This window comes from Sulfolobales archaeon, assembly GCA_038897115.1.
Taxonomy (GTDB): domain Archaea; phylum Thermoproteota; class Thermoprotei_A; order Sulfolobales; family AG1; genus AG1.
The window spans coordinates 1-19,586 of the sequence record JAWAXC010000041.1; the positions used below are offsets into that span (position 1 = coordinate 1).

Annotated in this window: 19 protein-coding genes; 6 read left to right on the forward strand and 13 right to left on the reverse strand. The window is 46.3% G+C overall.

Going from position 1 to position 19,586, the window contains the following annotated elements; genetic code table 11:
• Window positions 1–316: 316 nt before the first annotated feature.
• The 13 genes from QXE01_06660 to QXE01_06720 all read right to left on the reverse strand — a co-directional run bounded on the left by QXE01_06660 (window position 317) and on the right by QXE01_06720 (window position 14,845).
• Entirely contained in the window at window positions 317–1,294 is a 978-nt protein-coding gene (locus QXE01_06660) for a DNA cytosine methyltransferase (protein MEM4970918.1), read from the reverse strand.
• On the reverse strand, window positions 1,263–1,835 hold the full coding sequence (locus QXE01_06665) for a transcription factor (GenBank protein MEM4970919.1): 573 nt from the start codon (window positions 1,833–1,835) through the stop codon (window positions 1,263–1,265). Before QXE01_06665 ends, QXE01_06660 begins: the two co-directional genes overlap by 32 nt.
• Before the next feature lie 246 nt (window positions 1,836–2,081).
• Complete coding sequence (locus QXE01_06670; protein ID MEM4970920.1) at window positions 2,082–2,894, reverse strand: phosphosulfolactate synthase; 813 nt, start codon at window positions 2,892–2,894, stop codon at window positions 2,082–2,084.
• 47 nt (window positions 2,895–2,941) lie between these two features.
• A complete protein-coding gene (locus QXE01_06675; protein ID MEM4970921.1) occupies window positions 2,942–4,975 on the reverse strand; it encodes a DUF460 domain-containing protein in 2,034 nt (677 codons plus the stop codon).
• Window positions 4,962–5,864: an RIO1 family regulatory kinase/ATPase gene (locus QXE01_06680; GenBank protein ID MEM4970922.1), complete on the reverse strand. Its 903-nt coding sequence runs from the start codon at window positions 5,862–5,864 to the stop codon at window positions 4,962–4,964. The genes QXE01_06675 and QXE01_06680 overlap by 14 nt, the downstream gene beginning before the upstream one ends.
• Window positions 5,861–6,124: a U6 snRNA-associated Sm-like protein LSm6 gene (locus QXE01_06685; protein ID MEM4970923.1), complete on the reverse strand. Its 264-nt coding sequence runs from the start codon at window positions 6,122–6,124 to the stop codon at window positions 5,861–5,863. Before QXE01_06685 ends, QXE01_06680 begins: the two co-directional genes overlap by 4 nt.
• Window positions 6,125–6,187: 63 nt before the next feature.
• The gene (locus QXE01_06690; GenBank protein ID MEM4970924.1) at window positions 6,188–7,123 is read right to left on the reverse strand and encodes a DNA methyltransferase; all 936 of its coding nucleotides are present in this window, start codon (window positions 7,121–7,123) and stop codon (window positions 6,188–6,190) included.
• Window positions 7,124–7,333: 210 nt separating this feature from the next.
• Entirely contained in the window at window positions 7,334–7,759 is a 426-nt protein-coding gene (locus tag QXE01_06695) for a HEPN domain-containing protein (GenBank protein MEM4970925.1), read from the reverse strand.
• A complete protein-coding gene (locus QXE01_06700) occupies window positions 7,752–8,267 on the reverse strand; it encodes a nucleotidyltransferase domain-containing protein (protein ID MEM4970926.1) in 516 nt (171 codons plus the stop codon). Before QXE01_06700 ends, QXE01_06695 begins: the two co-directional genes overlap by 8 nt.
• Before the next feature lie 331 nt (window positions 8,268–8,598).
• Window positions 8,599–9,183: a molecular chaperone TorD family protein gene (locus QXE01_06705; GenBank protein ID MEM4970927.1), complete on the reverse strand. Its 585-nt coding sequence runs from the start codon at window positions 9,181–9,183 to the stop codon at window positions 8,599–8,601.
• 3 nt (window positions 9,184–9,186) lie between these two features.
• Window positions 9,187–10,209, reverse strand: a complete 1,023-nt coding sequence (locus QXE01_06710) for an ethylbenzene dehydrogenase-related protein (GenBank protein ID MEM4970928.1) — start codon at window positions 10,207–10,209, stop codon at window positions 9,187–9,189.
• 12 nt (window positions 10,210–10,221) lie between these two features.
• Window positions 10,222–11,394: a 4Fe-4S dicluster domain-containing protein gene (locus QXE01_06715; protein MEM4970929.1), complete on the reverse strand. Its 1,173-nt coding sequence runs from the start codon at window positions 11,392–11,394 to the stop codon at window positions 10,222–10,224.
• Window positions 11,378–14,845 (reverse strand): molybdopterin-dependent oxidoreductase, encoded by a 3,468-nt coding sequence (locus QXE01_06720; protein ID MEM4970930.1) that lies wholly within the window; start codon window positions 14,843–14,845, stop codon window positions 11,378–11,380. Before QXE01_06720 ends, QXE01_06715 begins: the two co-directional genes overlap by 17 nt.
• 632 nt (window positions 14,846–15,477) lie before the next feature.
• Here QXE01_06720 and QXE01_06725 point away from each other — a divergent pair.
• From QXE01_06725 to QXE01_06750, 6 genes are all read left to right on the forward strand, one after another.
• Window positions 15,478–15,945 (forward strand): HEPN domain-containing protein, encoded by a 468-nt coding sequence (locus QXE01_06725; GenBank protein ID MEM4970931.1) that lies wholly within the window; start codon window positions 15,478–15,480, stop codon window positions 15,943–15,945.
• Window positions 15,896–16,210 (forward strand): nucleotidyltransferase domain-containing protein, encoded by a 315-nt coding sequence (locus tag QXE01_06730; protein ID MEM4970932.1) that lies wholly within the window; start codon window positions 15,896–15,898, stop codon window positions 16,208–16,210. Before QXE01_06725 ends, QXE01_06730 begins: the two co-directional genes overlap by 50 nt.
• 148 nt (window positions 16,211–16,358) lie before the next feature.
• Window positions 16,359–16,751 carry a HEPN domain-containing protein gene (locus QXE01_06735; GenBank protein ID MEM4970933.1) on the forward strand — a complete coding sequence of 131 codons (393 nt, stop codon included), beginning with the start codon at window positions 16,359–16,361 and terminating at the stop codon, window positions 16,749–16,751.
• Entirely contained in the window at window positions 16,708–17,019 is a 312-nt protein-coding gene (locus tag QXE01_06740; protein ID MEM4970934.1) for a nucleotidyltransferase domain-containing protein, read from the forward strand. Before QXE01_06735 ends, QXE01_06740 begins: the two co-directional genes overlap by 44 nt.
• A 722-nt stretch (window positions 17,020–17,741) precedes the next feature.
• Window positions 17,742–18,935, forward strand: coding sequence for a molybdopterin molybdotransferase MoeA (locus QXE01_06745; GenBank protein ID MEM4970935.1), 1,194 nt, complete (start codon window positions 17,742–17,744; stop codon window positions 18,933–18,935).
• A gap of 179 nt (window positions 18,936–19,114) precedes the next feature.
• On the forward strand, window positions 19,115–19,573 hold the full coding sequence (locus QXE01_06750; protein MEM4970936.1) for a molybdopterin-guanine dinucleotide biosynthesis protein MobB: 459 nt from the start codon (window positions 19,115–19,117) through the stop codon (window positions 19,571–19,573).
• Window positions 19,574–19,586: the final 13 nt, after the last annotated feature.

Here is a 19,586-nt window from a genome sequence, read left to right on the forward strand (position 1 = left end):
AGCCTAAGAGATATAGTGATAAACAGACTTGTAGAAGCACTAACAAGAAAAACATAGCATCTAACCATCTCTTCTCCGTTCTGGGAGACGTAGGGTGAAGGCTAAACTCTGCTTGGCGGTATTGATTGTTAGTATCATAGATGTTAATGGTATGGATTTATAACCAATATAGGGTCTCGAAGACCTGCTAAGCTTTATACTATTACTGAGAGCCTTGCTCATTAGGGTGGGAGGAGTTCAGTGATCTCTTCTACTGATTGAAGCTGGGGCTTTTGATTGTAGAGCTCTCAAGCGGGGCTCTATAGAATAGGGTTGGTTATCGATACTCTGTCTCTGGGGAGATCTGCTTCATAATCTCCTCAGCTATTGCTTTGGCTAGTGGTGGGGGTACTGCTTCTCCCACTTGGTTATACTGCTCGTCTCTTCCTCCTAGGAAGATATGGTTGTCTGGGAATCCCATGAGCCTTGCTTGTTCTCTAACAGTTAGTAGTCTATCCTCGTATGGGTGTATAAATCTTGATGATCCCATAACTGTTGGCGCTATATCCCTTGGGTCTATCCTTATATAGTTTGGTAGCCTCCTCCCACCAGCTCCTTCGAATAGATATAGCGAGTCTCCCCTCCTCACCCTCGCTATCCTCTTGGATTTCCTAGGTGATAGGCTTACATATTCGTGGTTGGGTATTCCAGAGCCTGGGGGTGGGAGGTTTGATAGGGCCTCGCCAGCTGTTGGGGGTCTTCTCTTCCTCGGCTTTATCTCTATATTAGATATGAAGACCCTCGTCCTTTTGCTGGGTGTTCCATAGTCCTCTGCTCTGAGTATGTTGAAGTATATCTCTCTATACCCGGCTCTTCTAAATAGATCCTCTATCACCTCATCCAGCGGGGGCTCCATAATCCCTGGGACGTTCTCCATAACAAATACCTCTGGCTCTAGCTCTGATACAATTCTTATGAAGTGGATCACAAGCCTCCCAATAGGGTCTCTGTATAGCCTGTCGAGAGGGTCTCTCATCCTCTCTGGATTAGCACCTGTGAAGGCCTCGCATGGTGGGCCTCCAATCACTATTAGAGGCCTCCCACCTAGGATCGATATTATATCCTCTCCCCCTATCTCCTGGATATCCTCTTGGAGAGCCACAGCCTCTGGGAAGTTAGCCTTATAGGATCTTATAGCGCTTCTATCACTATCAACCCCCATCAATATCTCGAAGCCAGCCTCGGAGAACCCCCTTGAAAAGCCTCCAGCACCTGAGAAGAGGTCAACGACCCCTGCTATATAGCCTCTTCTCATCCCTCTCCACGCCTAGCCTTATAAGCTCTATAAGCTCCTTAAGCCTCTTGATAATCAACGAGTTATCCACAGGAGATAACGGGGCACCGCAGTGGGGGCATTTAAAGTCATTTGAGAGGGCATCGTCGAAAGAGAATCTCTCGTTATCTTTACACCCTGAGCATGTGAAGACATATGTCTCCTCATATCTAAGCCTAGATATGAGCTTATTCATAACAATCTTCTTCCTCGCAATAAGTATCTGGGGGAGATACTCGATATTAGCCCTCCAGAAATACACGTAATACCCGGTCTCCCTATCCCTAATCCTCCTAGAGGTTACAAAGCCGTGCTCAGCAAGCTTATATAGGATCCTCCTCACCTCATTCACATGAAGCCCGCTCATAGACGCTATCTCCTCATCCTGCACCTCCCTATTAACCCTTAAAAGGATCTCGAAGACCTGCCTCGACGGCTCGCCAAAAGTACTCCTAACAATCTCCATAACAACATTCAGCCCAATACCGGTGGAGTTCCCCGCTGACATGCGGTTTAGCAACACCAAAATATAGATCCCCTAGGAAAGTAATATATCCATACAAATGTTGATCCCAACTATCCGGGGGTTGAGAGCTAATGCTGATCCACCACCTAGGAGGAGCCTCTAAAAGGCAAAACCCTCGGTGTGATAAGCTATAGATGCTATGGGAAGAGGTTATAGTAGAAGCGATTATAGATTATATTATGAAAAGAGATGATAAGAGGGAAGGGGGTTGGATGAGATAGAAACAGCTAGGGAATTAATGATCTAGGTGGTACGGGGTTTATATCTCACTTTCCCCCACGGCTCTTTAGGTGCCCAGAGTCCTGTTCTAAGTGCTGTTAACTCTATCACCTGTGTATGGTCTATGAATAGGTTTACATCCCTGCCGAATGTGTATATATACCATCTAAACACCGGTCTCTCTGCTGCTTCGAACATGAGCTTCTCCAAGCCGTATCTCTTTATAAGTGTTTCCACTATATCTGTTCTCCATTTTCTAACCCCTTCTGTTATCCCCTCTGATTCGATCATTATTTTCCAGGCTCCAGCGGATAGATATATATCTATATCTCTTAACATATGGTCATAGGGCATGTTCTCTGTCTCCCATATCTCGTGAGCCCCTCCAGCCCCTTTCACAAGGGATACCTCTGGCTTTGGCTTTAGCCCAGCCTTTTTAACTGCTTTCACAAGCTCTACCTTATCCTCATCCTCTATATCTATATATCCGCTTGAGATCTCCACTATATCGAATTCTAGGGAGGATGCCTCTTCTAGGTACTTATCAAAGGCATCTGGACCCTGGATCAAAACCCTCTCTGTGAAGCCCCCTGTTGAAACCAGTATTCCGTAGTCATGGCATAGCCTGTTGATCCTGAGCACGATCTCTCTTGGGTGGAGCCTCATAGAGCCACCTGAGTATTTAAATATATCTATATAGTCCCCCGCTATCTCGAATAGCTCTCTAAGATATGTGGGTGTTACAACAACATAGTAGCTACCCCTTATCTCCGTTAAACCCCTATCCCTGGGCTTTGGTGGGAGCTCATCTATCTCTATAAATTCGAATGCCTTCATATTCCTACCATATTATCTAGGCTTGGAGGCTTATAACATGGCTCTGGCTAGCTATTTCTAATAGCCCTAGCCTTAGAGGATCTATATTCCTCTATAAGCCTCTCAAGATCCTCCTCCGATATGCCGATGGGTGTGGGTATAGACTCATATATAGATCTATATTGATCTTTGATTGCCTTGAGATTCTCTCTATCGATAAGCACATATCTACTCGATATCGCGATCACACTATCCTGGGGTATCTCGACGCACACCACATGGCTAGATCTATCGCCTATATATCTCACACCACATTGTGGAGCAACCACTATGACCCTCTTAAGCCTCTCCCTAAGATACTCTAGATCCCCTCTCCTCATATTTGAGAAGTCATCCACATATATAATATATAGCATATCCTCCAGCTCCCCACGCCTCTCTATATCCTCTATATCTGGGCTATCTATCGGCTGGTATATCCTCGGCACCTTCCTATACCCCCTCTCCTCATAATCCAGAACTATCTTCTTAAGCCCCTCTAGATCCCTTTTAAGCTCTTCGAAACCCTCCTCAAGAGATCTATAGGATTCCTGGCATATCCTCAGCCTCTCCATGAGGGATGATGCAAGTCTATCCCTCTCAACATCTAGCCTAATCCTCCTCTTAAACTCCTCATACTCGCTCGCCACTCTTCTAAGCTCTGCCTCTAGCTCTCTAACCCTGTCTATCAGGGATTGTCTCTCGGATAGGAGGGCTGAGATCCTTGCTTCGAGGTTCTTAACCTTGCTCTCCTCCTCTATAACCCCTCTAACGATCCTCTGGATAACCCCTATCTCTCTACTTAGATCCCCCTCTATCTCTAAGAGGAGATCCTCGATAGCTGATTCTATTGCAGAGGCTATAGTCGAGCCCCTTATAATCTCGGCCTTAACCTTGTGGGATGGGATCTTTATCTCTAGGGATTCTAGGATCCTCTCAACCTGCTCGAACTTCTTGGAATACTCCTTATATGCTAGGAGACATGCTGCCAAGGCATCCCTCTCATGTATAGATCCAACCTGGTGGCCTGTTGATGCTACTAGAGAGCTCTTCTCCGAGTCGCTCACAACATATTCAGGCTCATATACCTTTGCGTTGAAGGCTGCTGCAACCCTTCTAACAGCATCTGGCAGGGGTTTCTTATCACTTGCAACCAATATGGGTGTGCCGTATTTTATAATCGATGATATTGCCTGGTATACATCGCCTCCCCTTATAGTCTCTGTCGCTATAACCCTCCCATCTAGATCTATTACAGCTATTCCATAGGCAGCCCCTGGATCTACACCGACTATCACGGGTTTTAATTTCCTCTCAACATCCTCAGAGATCATTATCTTAGTCCTGGCTATAGGTTTAACCCTAACGATAACATATCTCCCCCTCTTACTCCTAACAATCCCTGAAAGCCTCTCCCTCGGGGCATCTACTATGAAGACAGCCCTGTCCAACCCTCCCTCGGATTTTCTATAGGATAGCTGATAGGGTATCCCCTCCCTATCTAGGGCCTCCTTGATCTTTCTAACATATCTCAGCACAGCTGTTCTGAGGCTCCTCAGATATCTATCCTCAGAGCTACCCCCAGCCCTACCAGATCTCCCTTTGGAGACAACTATCTTTGTTCTCTCCTCCCAAACCCTTATAGCCTGCCCAATACCCTTCTGACCTAGCATAGCTAGGATCCTGGCTGTGGTCTGTGGATCCGGCTTTCTCTTTATATCTAGAAGCCCGTGCTCGGCAGCAACCTCCCTCAGATCTCTATACCCCGTTGCTATGTCGAATGTTGCTAGGAGTATCTGGCTCTTATATGGGAATAGCGATAGGATCTTAACGAGCTCCCTCTTAGATCTTGCGAGCTCATATAGGTTATCAAGAACAATATAGTCTGGCTTATACTCGAGGGCTAGCCTGATAACCTTTGCAAGGGGTATGTCAGAGGCCTCGTATATGACCTCGCCGTTCTTCACAATCGATATGGCGTATGTCGCCTTTAGCCTAGATGCTGGGCTCCCCCTATAAAGATCTATTCCCATCGAGACTAGCTCTCTCTCACCGATCATCATAACCCCCCACAACCCTTTTAACGAGAACCCCTGCCTCTACCTCTAAACCAAATCTCTTTCTGAAGAACTCCGCTATGTACCCTAGATCCCTCTCCAGGATCTCTATGGCGTTATCCTCACTTGATCTAATCCACTGTGGCCAGTCGATCACATATGGCTCCTCACCCTCGCTAGATACTATGACATTATATGGGCTTAGATCTCCATGGACTATGCCGGCCTCTTGATAGGCTTTTCTAGCCGTCTCCACTATCCCCTCTAGAACAGCTTGTGGATCCTTTAGATCCTTCGCCCTATATAGATCTACACCCTCTATATAGCTTGTAACAATAGCATTATACTCCCTCCCAAAGGCCCTGGGAACCCTTGCCCCCAGCTTCCACATGGCATCCAAAGCCCTATACTCCCTCTCAGCCGAGACAATGCTTCTAGCACCCCACCAGAGCTCCTCGAATCGTGGGCCGTAGCTCCTCACCCTAACTATATGTCTGAAGCTCGTGATCCCTATCCTATGGAATTTAACTGCTAGAGGCTCTCCACCCTTGGTTGCTAGGTATACAAGGCTCTCCTTCCCAAGCCCTATCCTCTCGCCAAGGCCATCTATCAGCCCTCTTCTCAGTAGGCCGTGTAGGGAGGCTATGTTAAGCCCTGTGAATGTTAGTCTATACATCGTTGGATAGCTCTTATGAGGGGTTATCAGCTTGTTATCAACAAGGTTTCTCAAACTCCTATAGAGGATGGAGTCGGGTATACCGGTTCTAGCCCTTATAACATCTGCCGGGACATATTCATATAGCTTTGCAACTGAGGCCATGCTCCTCAGAACAAGTATCTCCTCTCTGCTAAGCCTCGAGTATATCTTCCAGAGCAGGGTCCACCCTCCAGCTATGTAAGCCCCTTCTCACCATATTCTGTGGATATATATAGGATCTGGCTACCCCTTATCAAGATCTTCCCAAATTTCGTTGCAGGCTCGTTACTACCCTCCTTAACCTGTACAGCATCGCTGAGAACCACGTTCATTGTGCCATCTGTAAGGTCTAGCCTTCCTATGAATTCAGAGCCATCCTTCAGCTTCACCATCACAGTCTTCGATGTAGCTGATCTCAACACCTTTATAGGGCTCTCAGGCCTCTGATGGACTGGCAAGACATGCCCCATCTAGATATAAGGACGAGACATTAATAAAGCTTAGCCTCGAGTGGATGCCTGCTACCATATTTTCGAGCTATATCTAAGCCTCGCCAGATCCTCGTCTCCCGAGGGTTTTCTAAGTATATATAGCTTTTCGTGGTAGATTAGGAGGAAATCCCTGTTCCTCAGCTTCCTCCAAACCTCCCTCGTTGTCTTCATCTTATGCTGGATCTTCACCACCTCCTCCCTCAATATAAAGCCCCTTCTAAGGAGGATCTGGAGGACGTGGTGGGATATTGGAACATAGTGCTTGTGGATCCTTGTATCCCCTATGAGAATACCTAGATACCCCCCTGGCTTTAAAACCCTGTATATCTCCCTAGCAACCTGGTCCATGAGCTCTAGATATTCCTCAAGGCTTTTGGAGCACGAGAGATCCCCTTCACCACAGCTCTCCCCATAGCCTATTATCCTCCAATATGGTGGGTGGGTAGCAACAAGATCTACTGAGTTATCGTTTAAAAGGGATAGCCTTCTAGCATCCCCATGATATATCTTTGACCAGCTCCCAGCTATGTTAGAAGCTGTGGGAGAGCCTTTAAACCTCTCCTCAGCGGATCTCTCAAGCCAGTATAGCCTGTGAAGGGCTAGGATAACAGCGCCGTAGTTTATATCAACACCAATACAATTCCTCCCAAGAAGCCTCGCCTCTATACATGTTGTGCCAGAGCCAACCATAGGATCTAGAACGAGATCCCCTGGCTCTGTATACATCTCAATCAAAGCCCTAGCCATCTGGGGAGCCCAGTTACCCCTATAATCACCCCTATGGGTAGCCCAGGAACCCCTTTTAGGAAAGCTCCAAACAGTTGTAGAGATATCTGTGAGCTCCTCATCAACAGGATCGAGCCTCTTAACCTCTATAGGCTCCAAAACAACCTCCTGATCCTCAACAAAAACCCTCCTATTCCTAGATATATACTCCAGATACTCATCATAGCCAACCTCCCTCATAGGAAACCCCACCTATGATCCATATATATTTCAAAGCCTATCTATAATAGCCACAACAACAAGCTTTCTCAAACCCGCCCAAACAGATCCATGCTAGATGAGATTATCCAGCGAAAATAGGAAACCCGAAATATACCCTATATTATAATATTATAATATTAGGTAGATATCCCTAGAAGTTAATCGCTACACCTGTTAAGAGCCTAACATTTAGGATATATAGCTATGCAATAGCTTCACAACAACTCTATATGTATACTCGGCATGCTCAAGCGCCTCCACAGCATCTTCCATATCATATAGCTCATCTGGTGGAACACCGCTTTCCTCATCACCATACATCGATGTTTCCCTCTCTCTTCTCAACTTCCTCGAAATCCTAGCTAGAACCCTTATCTCGTTTTGAAACCACTGTGGAAACCTTAGAGCCTCACGCTTTAAAATAGGCCCTACATCACGCCATTTAGGAGGCTCTATACCCACGAGTCTTAGGGCTGCTTTAAGCATTAGCTCTACAGCTTCTTGGCATTGTCTCACCACATATGGGTAGTCGCCTCTATCCAGAGCCTCTCTAGCATGGTGTAGCCTTTCCTCAGCTTGTCTGATATATGCTCTAGCCATCTCCTGGTTATTCAATCTCTATAACCTCGCCAAATCTATAGTCCTTCTTAAGCCTCCAATACCATAGCTTGCCCACTCTAACCCTCTCGGCTCCAAGCTCCTCTAATCTTCTCCTTAGCCTCTCTAGTATTGATTGCATGAAACCATCTCTATCATATAGTATTACCGCGTCATAAGCCATGTCTAGATATAGTGGTGTTATCTTCGAGGCCTCCTCAGGAGATTTTATTATTGGTGAGAAGTCCACATAGTAGCCCATTGCCTCAAGCCCCTTAAGATCCTCCTCAAGGGATTCCTCGATCTCCATGAACATCTCCTGTCTCCTAAGCCTACTCCTACCAGGATCCTTCACAACTATTAGAAGATCGACATCGCTATCCCTCCTAGCCTCACACCTAGCAACAGATCCATAGAGCACGACAGATACAAGCCTCTCACCAAGCCTAGCCCTCATAACATCGAGAAGCCTAGACAGTAAACCCTTATAAGGCTCGCAAACATCATCTAAACTCTTAAAGCCCAAACCACCTCAGCCCCCTATAGCATCTCTCAAGGGCTTTCCATAGATGGAGCAAGGGGCCATCAATAACTATTGGCTTTACAGCTTATAACCTAGCTCTGGATCGGTGTATAGCATTTGTATAGCTAATAGCATTAAATGTTATGAGGATAACCTCTACCCATAACCATTAGACTAGAGAGACATAGCCGTTAGGCTCAATACTCGAATATTGCTAGCATGGTTTAAATATGTACCAATGATCTGTTTATCCTAGGTTCCATAGGTATATTCGGTAATGCGATGCTATATTGTTAATCATAGCATTATCTAGATCCCATTAGATCACGGTCTTTTATGGTTGGTGTTTATATTGATTATCGCTAGCCAGTATAGAGCTGTATCTATCGATCTCCTTTAAAACCCTTTCGAGTATCTCTATAATTGTTTTCATAGATCTATTATCTCTATTCTTTATTGCCTCCTCAAGCCTAGAGATCCAGGGTAGCACGTGTTCTCTATAGATTATATTTAAGGCCTTTATAGCCTCTCTAGCTAGCTCCCTATCTCCCTTGATATATGCATATGCTATTTTAGCTAGGATGAGAGATAGGAATTCAAGTTCTACAGATAGATGATCAGACATCTCCCCAACCTCTCTAACCCCGAAGGCTCTGTAGAGGCTTCCAAGTGTTGCTTTGAGGACTATGGGATCGCCTCCCATATATGCTGATTCATATAGGGGGATCCCTATGGGGTGTAGCTTAGCAACTAGATCTCTATCTATAGATATATCCCCATAGATCTTCTTAGCAGCGATCTCTAACCCCTCCTGGCATCTAGGCATGTGATTGGGGTTTTCTGAGAAGCATTTAGCAAGATTATTATATATTGTGGCAAGCTCTATGAGCTCTGTGACATATGTGTCTATAGAAGCCATCGCCTATCCCTCAAGCTTTGCTAGGAGAAGATCTGATATTGCCTTTCTACCGCCCCTCTCACCTCTTCCACCCTCCCATATGGCGAATGCTATGTAGAAGAGATCTCCTGGCCTAAGATCTATCTCCCCTAGATCCTTATCAGAGGCTCTCAAAGGCTTTGCAAGAACAACACTCCAAACACCGTTAACCCAAACGCCTTTTCCAGATGCATCCTGGGTTCTGAATGGTGTGATCGTCCCTGGGCCCCTCCCAACCAACTTGGCCACGGGGGATGCTCTCTTAGGCTCTGACATTATATTCCCAGCTCTTAGACCTGCTAGCCATTTTAGGGCTTCTTGAGGCATTTCAGAAAGCCTAGCCGGCTTACCCTCATTGGCTATTGTTCCCGAATATGGTGGGTATCCGTCTATAGCTATGTTGGGATATAGATCCTCGATCTCCATCCTCCCCTTATCAACATCGGCTTGCCAATCAGCCCTCCAATTCAGAATCGTTGCTGGATAGCTTTTAGAACCCATCTGCCAAGCCCTGGAAAGCTCTTCACCAGGTATCCCATAGGGGAGCAGCATAACTGCACATTGATCCGCGAATCTATTGATATCGAGGACATCCACGTTAGCCTCCCTATCGAGCCACTCAAGTCTAAATGCTATATATTCACCATCATGAAGAGCCCTAACCCTCACACTATTAACAGCTGGGGTTGGGTTCAATGGATATGTCATTGTCTGCCCCACAAGCTCTACATTATACTCTCTGGAGAGGCTCCACAGATTAGATGTAGGATCTATAGGCGCCTTATCAACCCTTTTAACAACTATATGTGGCGTTGGTATAGCTATTTGGGCAGGGGTTTGGATGGTGGGTGTAGCAGTTGTTGGTGTTGCCACAGGGGTTCTCTGGATGGGCCTGGGAGCTATTCTTGAGAGAAAGTGAAGGCCAGAAGCTATAGCCCCGATAACCGATGCTCCAATAGCTAGGAAGAGAAGGAATCTCCTTCTATCCCTACTATCTCCTTCAGCCATACGCCACACCCCCTAGGGGTTATTTCTAAGATATAGATTGAGCGCTGGATCATATCTAGGCCTTATATAGACAGGCTCCTTTATAGGAACCCTCACGATCTCGTGGCCCTCCTCATCATAGCCTGCAACATATTCACCATCAATGATCTTGAATTTAGTGTATATCCTGTCAATGCTATTAGCAAGTGTTAGAGCTCCCAGAACCTCTACATCTCTCTTCATAATAGCTGCTATATAGTTATCGATGGCCTCAACACCCATTGGCCCGAAGAGCATTTGTATGAACCTCCTATCAACATGGATCGGTGGTATATAATATATATTGGGCTCTAGACCCAGCTGCGGTAGATGTGGCACAGCAATCCTCTTTATATGTACTAAGAAGTCAACGGGGTTCTCTGGATTAGCGTTTTCTGGAAGACTTATATAGCCGAAGATCCTTATCCTCCCAATGCAGTTTCTAAAGCATCTCGGTATAATACCCCTTTCAAGTGATGGGTAGCAGAAGATACACTTCTCCGAGATCCTTGTCTCAGGGTTATAGAATACCTTCTTATATGGGCAGCCTCTAACACACTCCCTATAACCCCTACATCTAAGCTGATCCACAAGCACTATCCCATCCTCCTGCCTCTTATATATAGCCATTCTAGGGCATGCTGCTAGACATGCTGGGAATGTGCAGTGATTACAGATCCTTGGCATATAGAAATGCCATATCCTGTGGGGATAACCCCTTATATATCTCGTCTTACCATCGACAGGGCTGCTAGCCATATCCTCACCTATATTTGGATTTGCATAGTCATATGGCTCTGGTAGATATCCCAGAACCCTCTCACCAGCCTTGGCAGCCTCGAATATTGTTAGCCCTCTATATACCCATCTATCACCCTCCTTCCTCCATCTCTGAACACCGAGCATGCTGAGGATCCTAACATCGTATCCAAGGGGATAGGATCCCCATGGCTTTGTCTCAACATTGTTCCAGAACATCATCTCCTGACCCTTACCACTGGTCCACGTGGTTTTACATGCTAGGGTACATGTTTGGCATCCAATGCATTTATTGAGATTGAATATCCCAGCAGCCTGTCTCTTAGGCCTTCTAGCCTCGTATGGATACTCCATCTCCCTACCGATCTGCCAGTTATAGACCCTAGGCATTCTACTCCACCTCGACAAAATCGCCTCTTAGATATCTCAGCATATCCTCACTCTCATATCCAGGTCTATAGCCCTTCTTAGCGGGTGGCCACAGATCCTTCCCATCGATCCCACCAGCCTCGAGCTTAACAAGCTTGACAAAGCTCTCCCTAGGAGCCCCTACGGGGCTATGCATATCCAGCGCGAACCCCTTGCCAAGAACCTGGAGGAAGGGTGTTTTCCTAACAAGGCTATCCGTCATAAGTGTTGGCTTAAGCCATGTCCTTACAACGGATTGATGCCCCCCATATCTATAGGAGCTTATATAGAGGGTTCTAGGGTTCATGGCGAGCCTATCCCTCCTCTTCTCATGACCCTCAACCGTTCCATGGCTTGCCATGTAGAAGTTGAACCACACCTTACCATATCCAGGTGGGAGTGAGGGGTTATACTTGGCCCTTGCAACCCAGCGGAACGCCTTATAATCCTCACCCTTTTTATCCCTTCCTATAAAGGGAAGGTAGTTTGGATCTCCCTCTACAAGGATATAATCACCATCATCTATCCCAAGCCTCTTTCCATCAAGCGGGTTTATCTCAACATATCCCTCAGCTATCCATGGCATCCTAGGATCCCTTCTATATGGATCTGCGAATGGTGTGAACACCACAGCATCTATATCTACGCCCGATGCAAAGGTATGTATTAACCCCCTATGCTTGGGGCTTGGAAGGACATGTGTATATCCCAGCCTAGCTAGTGGGTGTTTGGTTGTTTTAACCATATCCCATGGCTTGACAACGTTTCTAACCTGTCTAACCTCCTGATCCGTGTTATTGGGGTCTATACCTAGATCCTCAGGCTTTATAGGCCTAATAGCTGGGTGGGGCTTGGCCACTATAACGTTTGGCTCGTATGGGGTTCCATCGATTGGCTCTCTATATACTGGGAGGTTCTCGCCAGCAGCTATGAACTCGTCCTCTTCGCGGTAGAACTCAAGCCTGCCTGTTTTTGTATGGAATGGTATATCCTCAGCTGTGTTTTCAAAGCCAACTACGATGGGTGTGGTTCTTGTGTGATAGACATATGGAATACCCTGTGAGGATTTTCTATCTAGCTCCTCAAAAGTTAGCCCCCTTGTTGAGGAGCTCATAGATAGCACTCTATTTATGTAGACCTCTACCTTGTTCTCATACACGAATCTCCAGTAGTCCTCAAACCTCTTATCACCTGTGATCTCGCTTAGCTTTTTAGCTATCCCAGCCCATACCTCTAGATCATCTCTTGTATCGAATACCTTCTTCATAGGCGTTCTAACGGCGGAGGCTATGAATGGTGTTGTTGTACTTAGAGCTATATCTGGGAGTTTCCTCTCTAGCCAGCTATCGACGCCAAGCACTATATCTGAGTATTCACAGCTGAGGGTCCAGAACCATTCTAGGGTAACGATCAACTCGATCTTTGGGAGTGTATTTACTATAATGTTATAGGCCCACTTAGCATTCCCGAGGATGGAGTTTGAGTTAGCAAATATCATGGCCTTCGTGGGCGTTGGTATATGGCTCCAGCCTGTGAAAACCCTATTACCTATAGCGAGGATTCTATCTCCATATGCATAGTAGTGAGCCGACTCAGGCTCCCAATACGTCTTTACCCTAGCTGGTTTCGATGGATCTAGCTCTATGTTAAATGGATCCTCTGCTATATATTGTGAAATCCCGTTGAGGAGATCTAGCTTGAAGTTCCCTGCATAGCTCCCAACACTACCAGAGATCTTTCCAACACATCCTACGAGGGATGCGAGGAGAAACACAGCTCTGTCCTTGAGATCTCCGTGGTAGAACTGGTTAACCCCCATACCAGTTGCTATGAGCACCCTACCTCTATGGTTGGCTAATAGCCTTGCAACCTCCACCACAGCCTCCTCGGGAACCTCTGTGATCTCTGACACAGTCTTTGGATCAAAGTTATCTATGACATATCTCTTTATAAGCTCGAACACCGTGGCAACTTTGATTCTTTTGCCATCTACTGTTTCAACCTCATACTCCCCCTCTAAGGCTGGGTCTATGCCTAGAGCCTCTAGATGCCTCCCAATATGATCCCTTGTAATCACTTTCGGCGAGTTGCTCCTGAGATCCCATACCACGAAATCATCTATCTCCTCTCTTAGCCTAGATGGTATATATACCTCGCTCTGAAGATATGGTGGGGGAGGCGCTTCATCCGTTACCCTGGTGTTGTTTTTGAGGGGGTGTGGCCTATAGCCTGGGATGATATCCCTTGCTCTTAGAAGCTTCAGAGTATCGAGTCTAACTAGGAGTGGGAGATCCGTGTATTTCTTTATATAGTCCTCATCATAGAGCCTCTCCTTAATTATAACATGTATAAATCCTAGGGCTAGGGCTGTATCGCTCCCAGGCCTCACTATAAGAACATAGTCAGCCTTATTAGCTGTTGCCTGGTAGTCCATGGAGATTACAACCACCTTAACACCCCTCTCCCTAGCCTCTGTGAGCCATGATGCGGCTGCCATCTTAGTTGAGATCCAATTCATACCCCAGATAACAACTACATCAGCGTTCTCCGCATTGCTTAGATGCCAGTCAAAGGTTTTATAGCCTGTGACCATTGGATGTCCAGGGGGTAGATCTGTGTGCCATGCATAGTTATCCCAGCCCCTCGCACCCCTAGCCCTGCCAGGATCTACCTTCCTTATATATGCGTCGAGCAGGGCCAGCATATTAGCGAATCTATATGCACCAGCTATTCTGAAGACGCCGCATAGCGGCATGCCACCCCTCAGCTTTATAGTTGAAACACCGCAGCCAGCCTGTTTCCTAATCATCTCCTCTGGATATCCCTGGAGCCTTAGCTTCTTCTGCCCATCCTCACCGCTATACGTAGAGGCTATATTGATCAGGGCTCTAGCTATTATCTCGAAGGCCTCATCCCAGCTAACCCTTATAAACCCCTCCCTACCCCTGCCAGAGAAATAATCCTGTGGAGGTAGACCTGTGATAGGGTCTCTTGGAAATCCATCTCTATACCATCTATAGAACCCCTCCCTAACATATGCACCCTTAACCCTCCTAGGAGAGTAAACCCTTCTAGGGAGGGCAGCGCCTGTAGCACATGTCATTGGATCCCATCTATGGGATACCTTATTCCCATAGATATCGGTTGCCTCGCCATAGCCATATGTAGGATCCACATATAATACATAGCCACCCTTGCTATAAGCCCTCAAGAGACAGATGAATGTACAGTTAGGTGCACATAGAAATACGAAGGAGCTGTCAGGGCTATATATATCCCTATATATATTCTCCCAACCCCTGTTAGGATATTGCTCCAAAGGGTTGATCGAGGGTTCTATAGGCTCTATAAACTCAAATGCTAGGAACTCCTCAGGGAATCGGGAGAATAGGGTGGCAAGGGCTGCTGAAGACGCTGCTCTGAGAAAATCCCTCCTAGTAAGCCTAAACAATGTATCCCCGCTAAGTCAGCTAACCCTGGTTTTATCCAGGGAACCTAACCTTTTAGATTATGCCTAGCCACGCTAAGCTATATAACTTTATAAACCAATATCACGTCTAAAATATCTTTAGAATAAACTATATATCTATAGAGGCTCTAACAATATATAATAGAAAATTATAGTTGTATATGATATATTATGCACATGTATACAGCTCACCCATAGATCCCCCTTTTAAAAAGCTATGAAGTGTGATTTTAAATATTTTTTAAACAGATCGTAATTATCAGCGGAACATCTACATTGCTCCCCTTCAGCTATAGGATAACTCTGGATTGCTAGCTATCCGAGGATCCTATCTAGCTTCTCTACTATTTTCCAAAGCCCTTCTCTCAATGTCTCATTATCTGTTGTTTCGGGCATCTCCTTGATCTCTCCCTATAAAGCTCTGATCTTGGGTTTCCCTCTTATCAATGCCAGGTAGATCAGAAGCTTCTATTTATAGCTGGTATCCCCACTCCGAGAAGTGCTTTCAGCTGTGAAGAGTATTCTGAATGTAGGGGATTTAAAGCTAGACATACATGTTTAGATATCATTTTAGCTCTAACTTATAACTACTAGTTGAGCTGGAGGTTTGCTAGATGAGTGGGGAGTATCCTATGCTGCTGCGTAGAAGGGCATTGAAAGCCCTTAATTGGGCTGAGAGGGCTCTTGAGGAGGGTGACTATGACACGGCTGCTAGGGAGGCTGAGTATGCGGCTCAACTATATCTAAAATCAATTATATATAGGGTTCTGGGGGAGGAGGTTAGGGGTCATAATATTAGGGAGCTAATGGGGGTGCTAATCTCAGCTCTCTTGGAGGAGGGATTTTCTGAGGAGGCGAACATGCTGGCTGATTATAGTAGGAGGAAGAGGAGGGAGCTGGCGGAGCTTAGTGAGGCACATACCAGGGCTACATATGGTCTTGTTGAGTATACAAGGGCATCTGCGGAGTTATTGGTTAGGATTGCACGTGATATTGTGGAGATCCTTAGAAGGTTGGAGGTGAGGATATTTGGTGGAGGGGAGGCTGAGACTGCTAAGCATGTGGAGGAGCATTGTAGTTAGGGCTGCTAGAGCTATTAAGAGAGCCTATCCCGATGCTGAGATCTATGTATTCGGGGGTGCTGCCGAGGATAGGCTGACGATTATGAGCGATATAGATCTAGCGGTAGTGCTGGAGAACCCACCAGGAGATAGCAGCGAACTTCTTGCCAATATATGGGGGCTTCTCGAGGAAGAGGGCATACCGCTCTACTACCCTCTAGAGGTGCATATCCTAAGTAGAAGGGACTTCGAGAGGTTGAAGGGATCGAAGGTAAAGCTAACATAGCAAGCATAAGCCTCACTCTATGGAGGGTTTTTAAGCTTTAGATAATTACAGGGTATGGGATAGATGTATCTTAGAGTCTAGAGACTATTATCTCAAGGGCGAAGATGACAGAGAGGTTGATGAGGAGAGCCGTGGATATCTAGTCAATCTGCTTAGGAGTAGGAGTGAGAAGGCACTAGCTAGGGCTAGAAGGGATTTAGAGGCTGGTGATTACGATGGCGCTGTATTCGATGCCGAGCAGGCTGTCCAGCTATATCTCAAATCCATTATCCTCGAGTATACAGATGCCGTGCCGCGAACCCATAATCTTAGGATGCTCCTCAACAGCGTGGGAGAGCTTCTAGGTGCTGGTGAGGATTTCAGGGAATTTATAAAGAGGAATAGATACAAGCTTCACACGCTAGAGGATGCATATTACTCCGCTAGATACCTCCCAAAGGTGTTTTCTAAAGATGATGCGGAGGAGCTCGTGGAATTCGCTGGGGAGGTGATAGAGTTTGTTAGATCTCATAAAGCTGATAGGGCTTCTGGGAAGAGATAGGCTAGATCCTTTAGAGGTCTTCGAGAGAGTTAAAGCTGTTGTAGAGAGTATGGGGTGTAGAGCATATATAATTGGTAGCAGGGCAGAGGGTAGGGAGGTGCCTGCAAGCGATATAGATATCCTGGTTGTCTGTAGAAACCTACCAGCCTCAATGCTTGAGAGGGGTAAGATGAAGGCTGAGATATTAGAGAAAGCTGGTGTGGAGGACTATGAAGATGTGCATATAGAGCTAATAACAGAGGATCTCGCCTGGTTCTACAGAAAATAGCTATGATCACCCACACCTATTATCTCTCCTCACATACCAAAGGTTAGAAGCCTCGCCTTTTAAGGCGGGGAGCGGTAAGCTTATAATCTTTCTTCTACGTAGTAGTGTTTGAAGTTGGTGCGCGGCGAGCCTAGCAGGCGAGGAGCCACGCACTGCCCGCAGCTGACGGCGGGCCCTGACCCAAGGCGATGATGCAGCCTCCGTGGGGCTCCAGAGAGATGATGGTAGCCCCAGTGGGGGAAGAACCCCCGCCCTTCAAGGCGGGGAGCCATCAGCCTCTCTATATTCATAGCCTTTACTAGGAGGACTGCTAGTGATAAATCATGGTTTTGTTAAAGGGGTTCTAGTTTCATTGCGGTTTGTGGTGGTTGGTTTCACTGCTTGCCTCATCACTCCCTGTCTAGCCAGCCTACCTGCCCTTTGGGAGCCGCTCTCCCTTGGGCGAATAGGCTGGTTTCATCGAGCAGCTTCCTCTCCCTCGCATTGCTTATAGAGTATCATAGTGCTGCCCTCTAATCGAATGACTAGCTATGAAGCTTCTAAGCTTATCTACTCTCTATACTTCAAAAACCAGCGAAGGTGTAACCTGCTAGCCCATAGAATCTCTAGGTCTTTAGATATCTTTACAGCTGGAGGCATCGCTCTTTAAGGTGGTGGGTAGTCAGTAGATCCTGGGGATATATGATTGGATGTTCTAATATACATAGGGATCTGCGTTTTCATTGGTATCTCTTGAGGAGGCTAGGAGGAGGATTTCTAGGGCTGTGTTTAGAGAGCCTAGTGTTGTTTATCTAAGGCCTTGGGAGGCTATGGGTATGATTGCCGCTGATCATGTGAGGGCTTTGAGGGATGTTCCCGAGGTTAGGGTTTCTGCTATGGATGGCTATGCGGTTAGATCTAAGGATCTTGAGAGGTATAGAATGCTTAAGGTTGTTGGAAAGCTATTCCCAGGCGATGCCCCTGGCGAGGTTGGGGAGGGCGAGGCCTTCTACGTGTCTACAGGTGCCCCGATACCTAGGGGGGCTGATGCTGTGGTGAGGCTCGAGGCTACCAGGGTTGTGGGTGGCTATATAGCTCCTGTTGAGGATGTTTGGAGCGGTAAGGATATTGTGGAGGTTGGTGATGTTGTTAGAAGGGGGGATATAATAGTTAGGAGGGGTGAGATCATATCGCCATATGCTGTGGGCCTCATGATAAGATCTGGTGTTGGGGAGGTGCCTATATATAGGATCAGGATTGGCCTCATAGCTGTTGGGGATGAGCTAAGCAGGTTCGACATGGAGGAGCCAGGGATCAAGGATCATATATCACCTATTATAATAGGGCTGGCTAGCTTTGCTGAGAAGGAGTATCTGGGGGTTGTTAGGGATGATGTTAATGAGATATCAAGGATCCTTAGACATGCTCTCTCAAAAACAGATATCGTGATCACCTTGGGGGGGACGTCGGTGGGTGAGAAGGATCTTGTTAAAAAAGCGGTTTCACAGGTTGGGGAACTCCTATTCGAGGGGGTGGATGTTAATGTGATTAAAAGGGGGTCGGTGGCGATCTCAGATGGAAAACCAATCATAATACTCCCGGGACAGTGTGTAAGCTCCGTAGCATGTTACCACGAGCACGGTCTCCACGTGATCTCAAGAATGGTTGGAAACGAGCTCAGGGTCTTCGAGAAAGCAGTTCTAGGATCCGAGATAGATGCTAGGCATAAGATGCACAGCCTATACCTCTTCAAACTAGAGGGTGGGAAGGCATATCCACTTAGATGGGGGCCTGGACAATGCTTAGAACTCCTAAGAGCAGATGCTATGGGTGTGATCCGAAGAGATCAAAGGTACAGGGTTGGTGATGAGATAACTCTTCAGAGGCTTATCAAAATAGCCCAGCCAATAACAACATATATCGATCAGGGGTATTAAAGCTTCTGGTGAGAAAGGTATTCTAGCGATCTGCGGGATTAGAAGCTATATATGCTGGAGCATCAATATAAGATCTAGCGTTGCTATGAGATCCTAAGGTAGATAGGTAGGATATCTTAAACCAGAATAGATCATATGGGATATAACTGTGTAGATACAGGTATCTAGGGGATTACTGCTTGTCTATAGGCTCTACCCTCGATATCAAGGATCTTTTAAGGTCTAAATGTGTGATCCATGTCATAGGATCTAGGGATAGTGGGAAGACAAGCGCAATTGTAGAGGCTTTGAAGCACCTCTCAGCAATGGGCTATAAGGTGGCTGTGATCAAGCATACCCACCACAGCGTTGACACCCCTTTTAAAGACACCTGGAGATATATCCACAATGGCGGGGCTCTAATCTCTGTTGCTGTTAAGGACTTGGGCGAGGAGATAGCTATATTTATAGACGGCAATAGAGGTGGAGACGCTGCTAGGGAGGTTCTCTCTAAAATCATAGAGTCTGTGGATCTAGTTATTGTAGAGGGCTATAGCGGAGTATATCTCGGCGATGAGATACATATAGATAGACCCTCGGACATACCTATTATAGCAAATGAGATCCTAAGCAGGGCCCTTAAATGCGTAGAAAGATAAGCCAATATAATGA

Excerpts from the sequence above, each read along its gene's own strand:
- QXE01_06660 (MEM4970918.1), bottom strand. The coding sequence starts at position 1,294 with ATGAGAAGAGGCTATATAGCAGGGGTCGTTGACCTCTTCTCAGGTGCT.
- QXE01_06670 (MEM4970920.1), bottom strand. The coding sequence starts at position 2,894 with ATGAAGGCATTCGAATTTATAGAGATAGATGAGCTCCCACCAAAGCCC.
- QXE01_06675 (MEM4970921.1), bottom strand. The coding sequence starts at position 4,975 with ATGATGATCGGTGAGAGAGAGCTAGTCTCGATGGGAATAGATCTTTAT.
- QXE01_06690 (MEM4970924.1), bottom strand. The coding sequence starts at position 7,123 with ATGAGGGAGGTTGGCTATGATGAGTATCTGGAGTATATATCTAGGAAT.
- QXE01_06705 (MEM4970927.1), bottom strand. The coding sequence starts at position 9,183 with ATGGCTTCTATAGACACATATGTCACAGAGCTCATAGAGCTTGCCACA.
- QXE01_06710 (MEM4970928.1), bottom strand. The coding sequence starts at position 10,209 with ATGGCTGAAGGAGATAGTAGGGATAGAAGGAGATTCCTTCTCTTCCTA.
- QXE01_06725 (MEM4970931.1), top strand. The coding sequence starts at position 15,478 with ATGAGTGGGGAGTATCCTATGCTGCTGCGTAGAAGGGCATTGAAAGCC.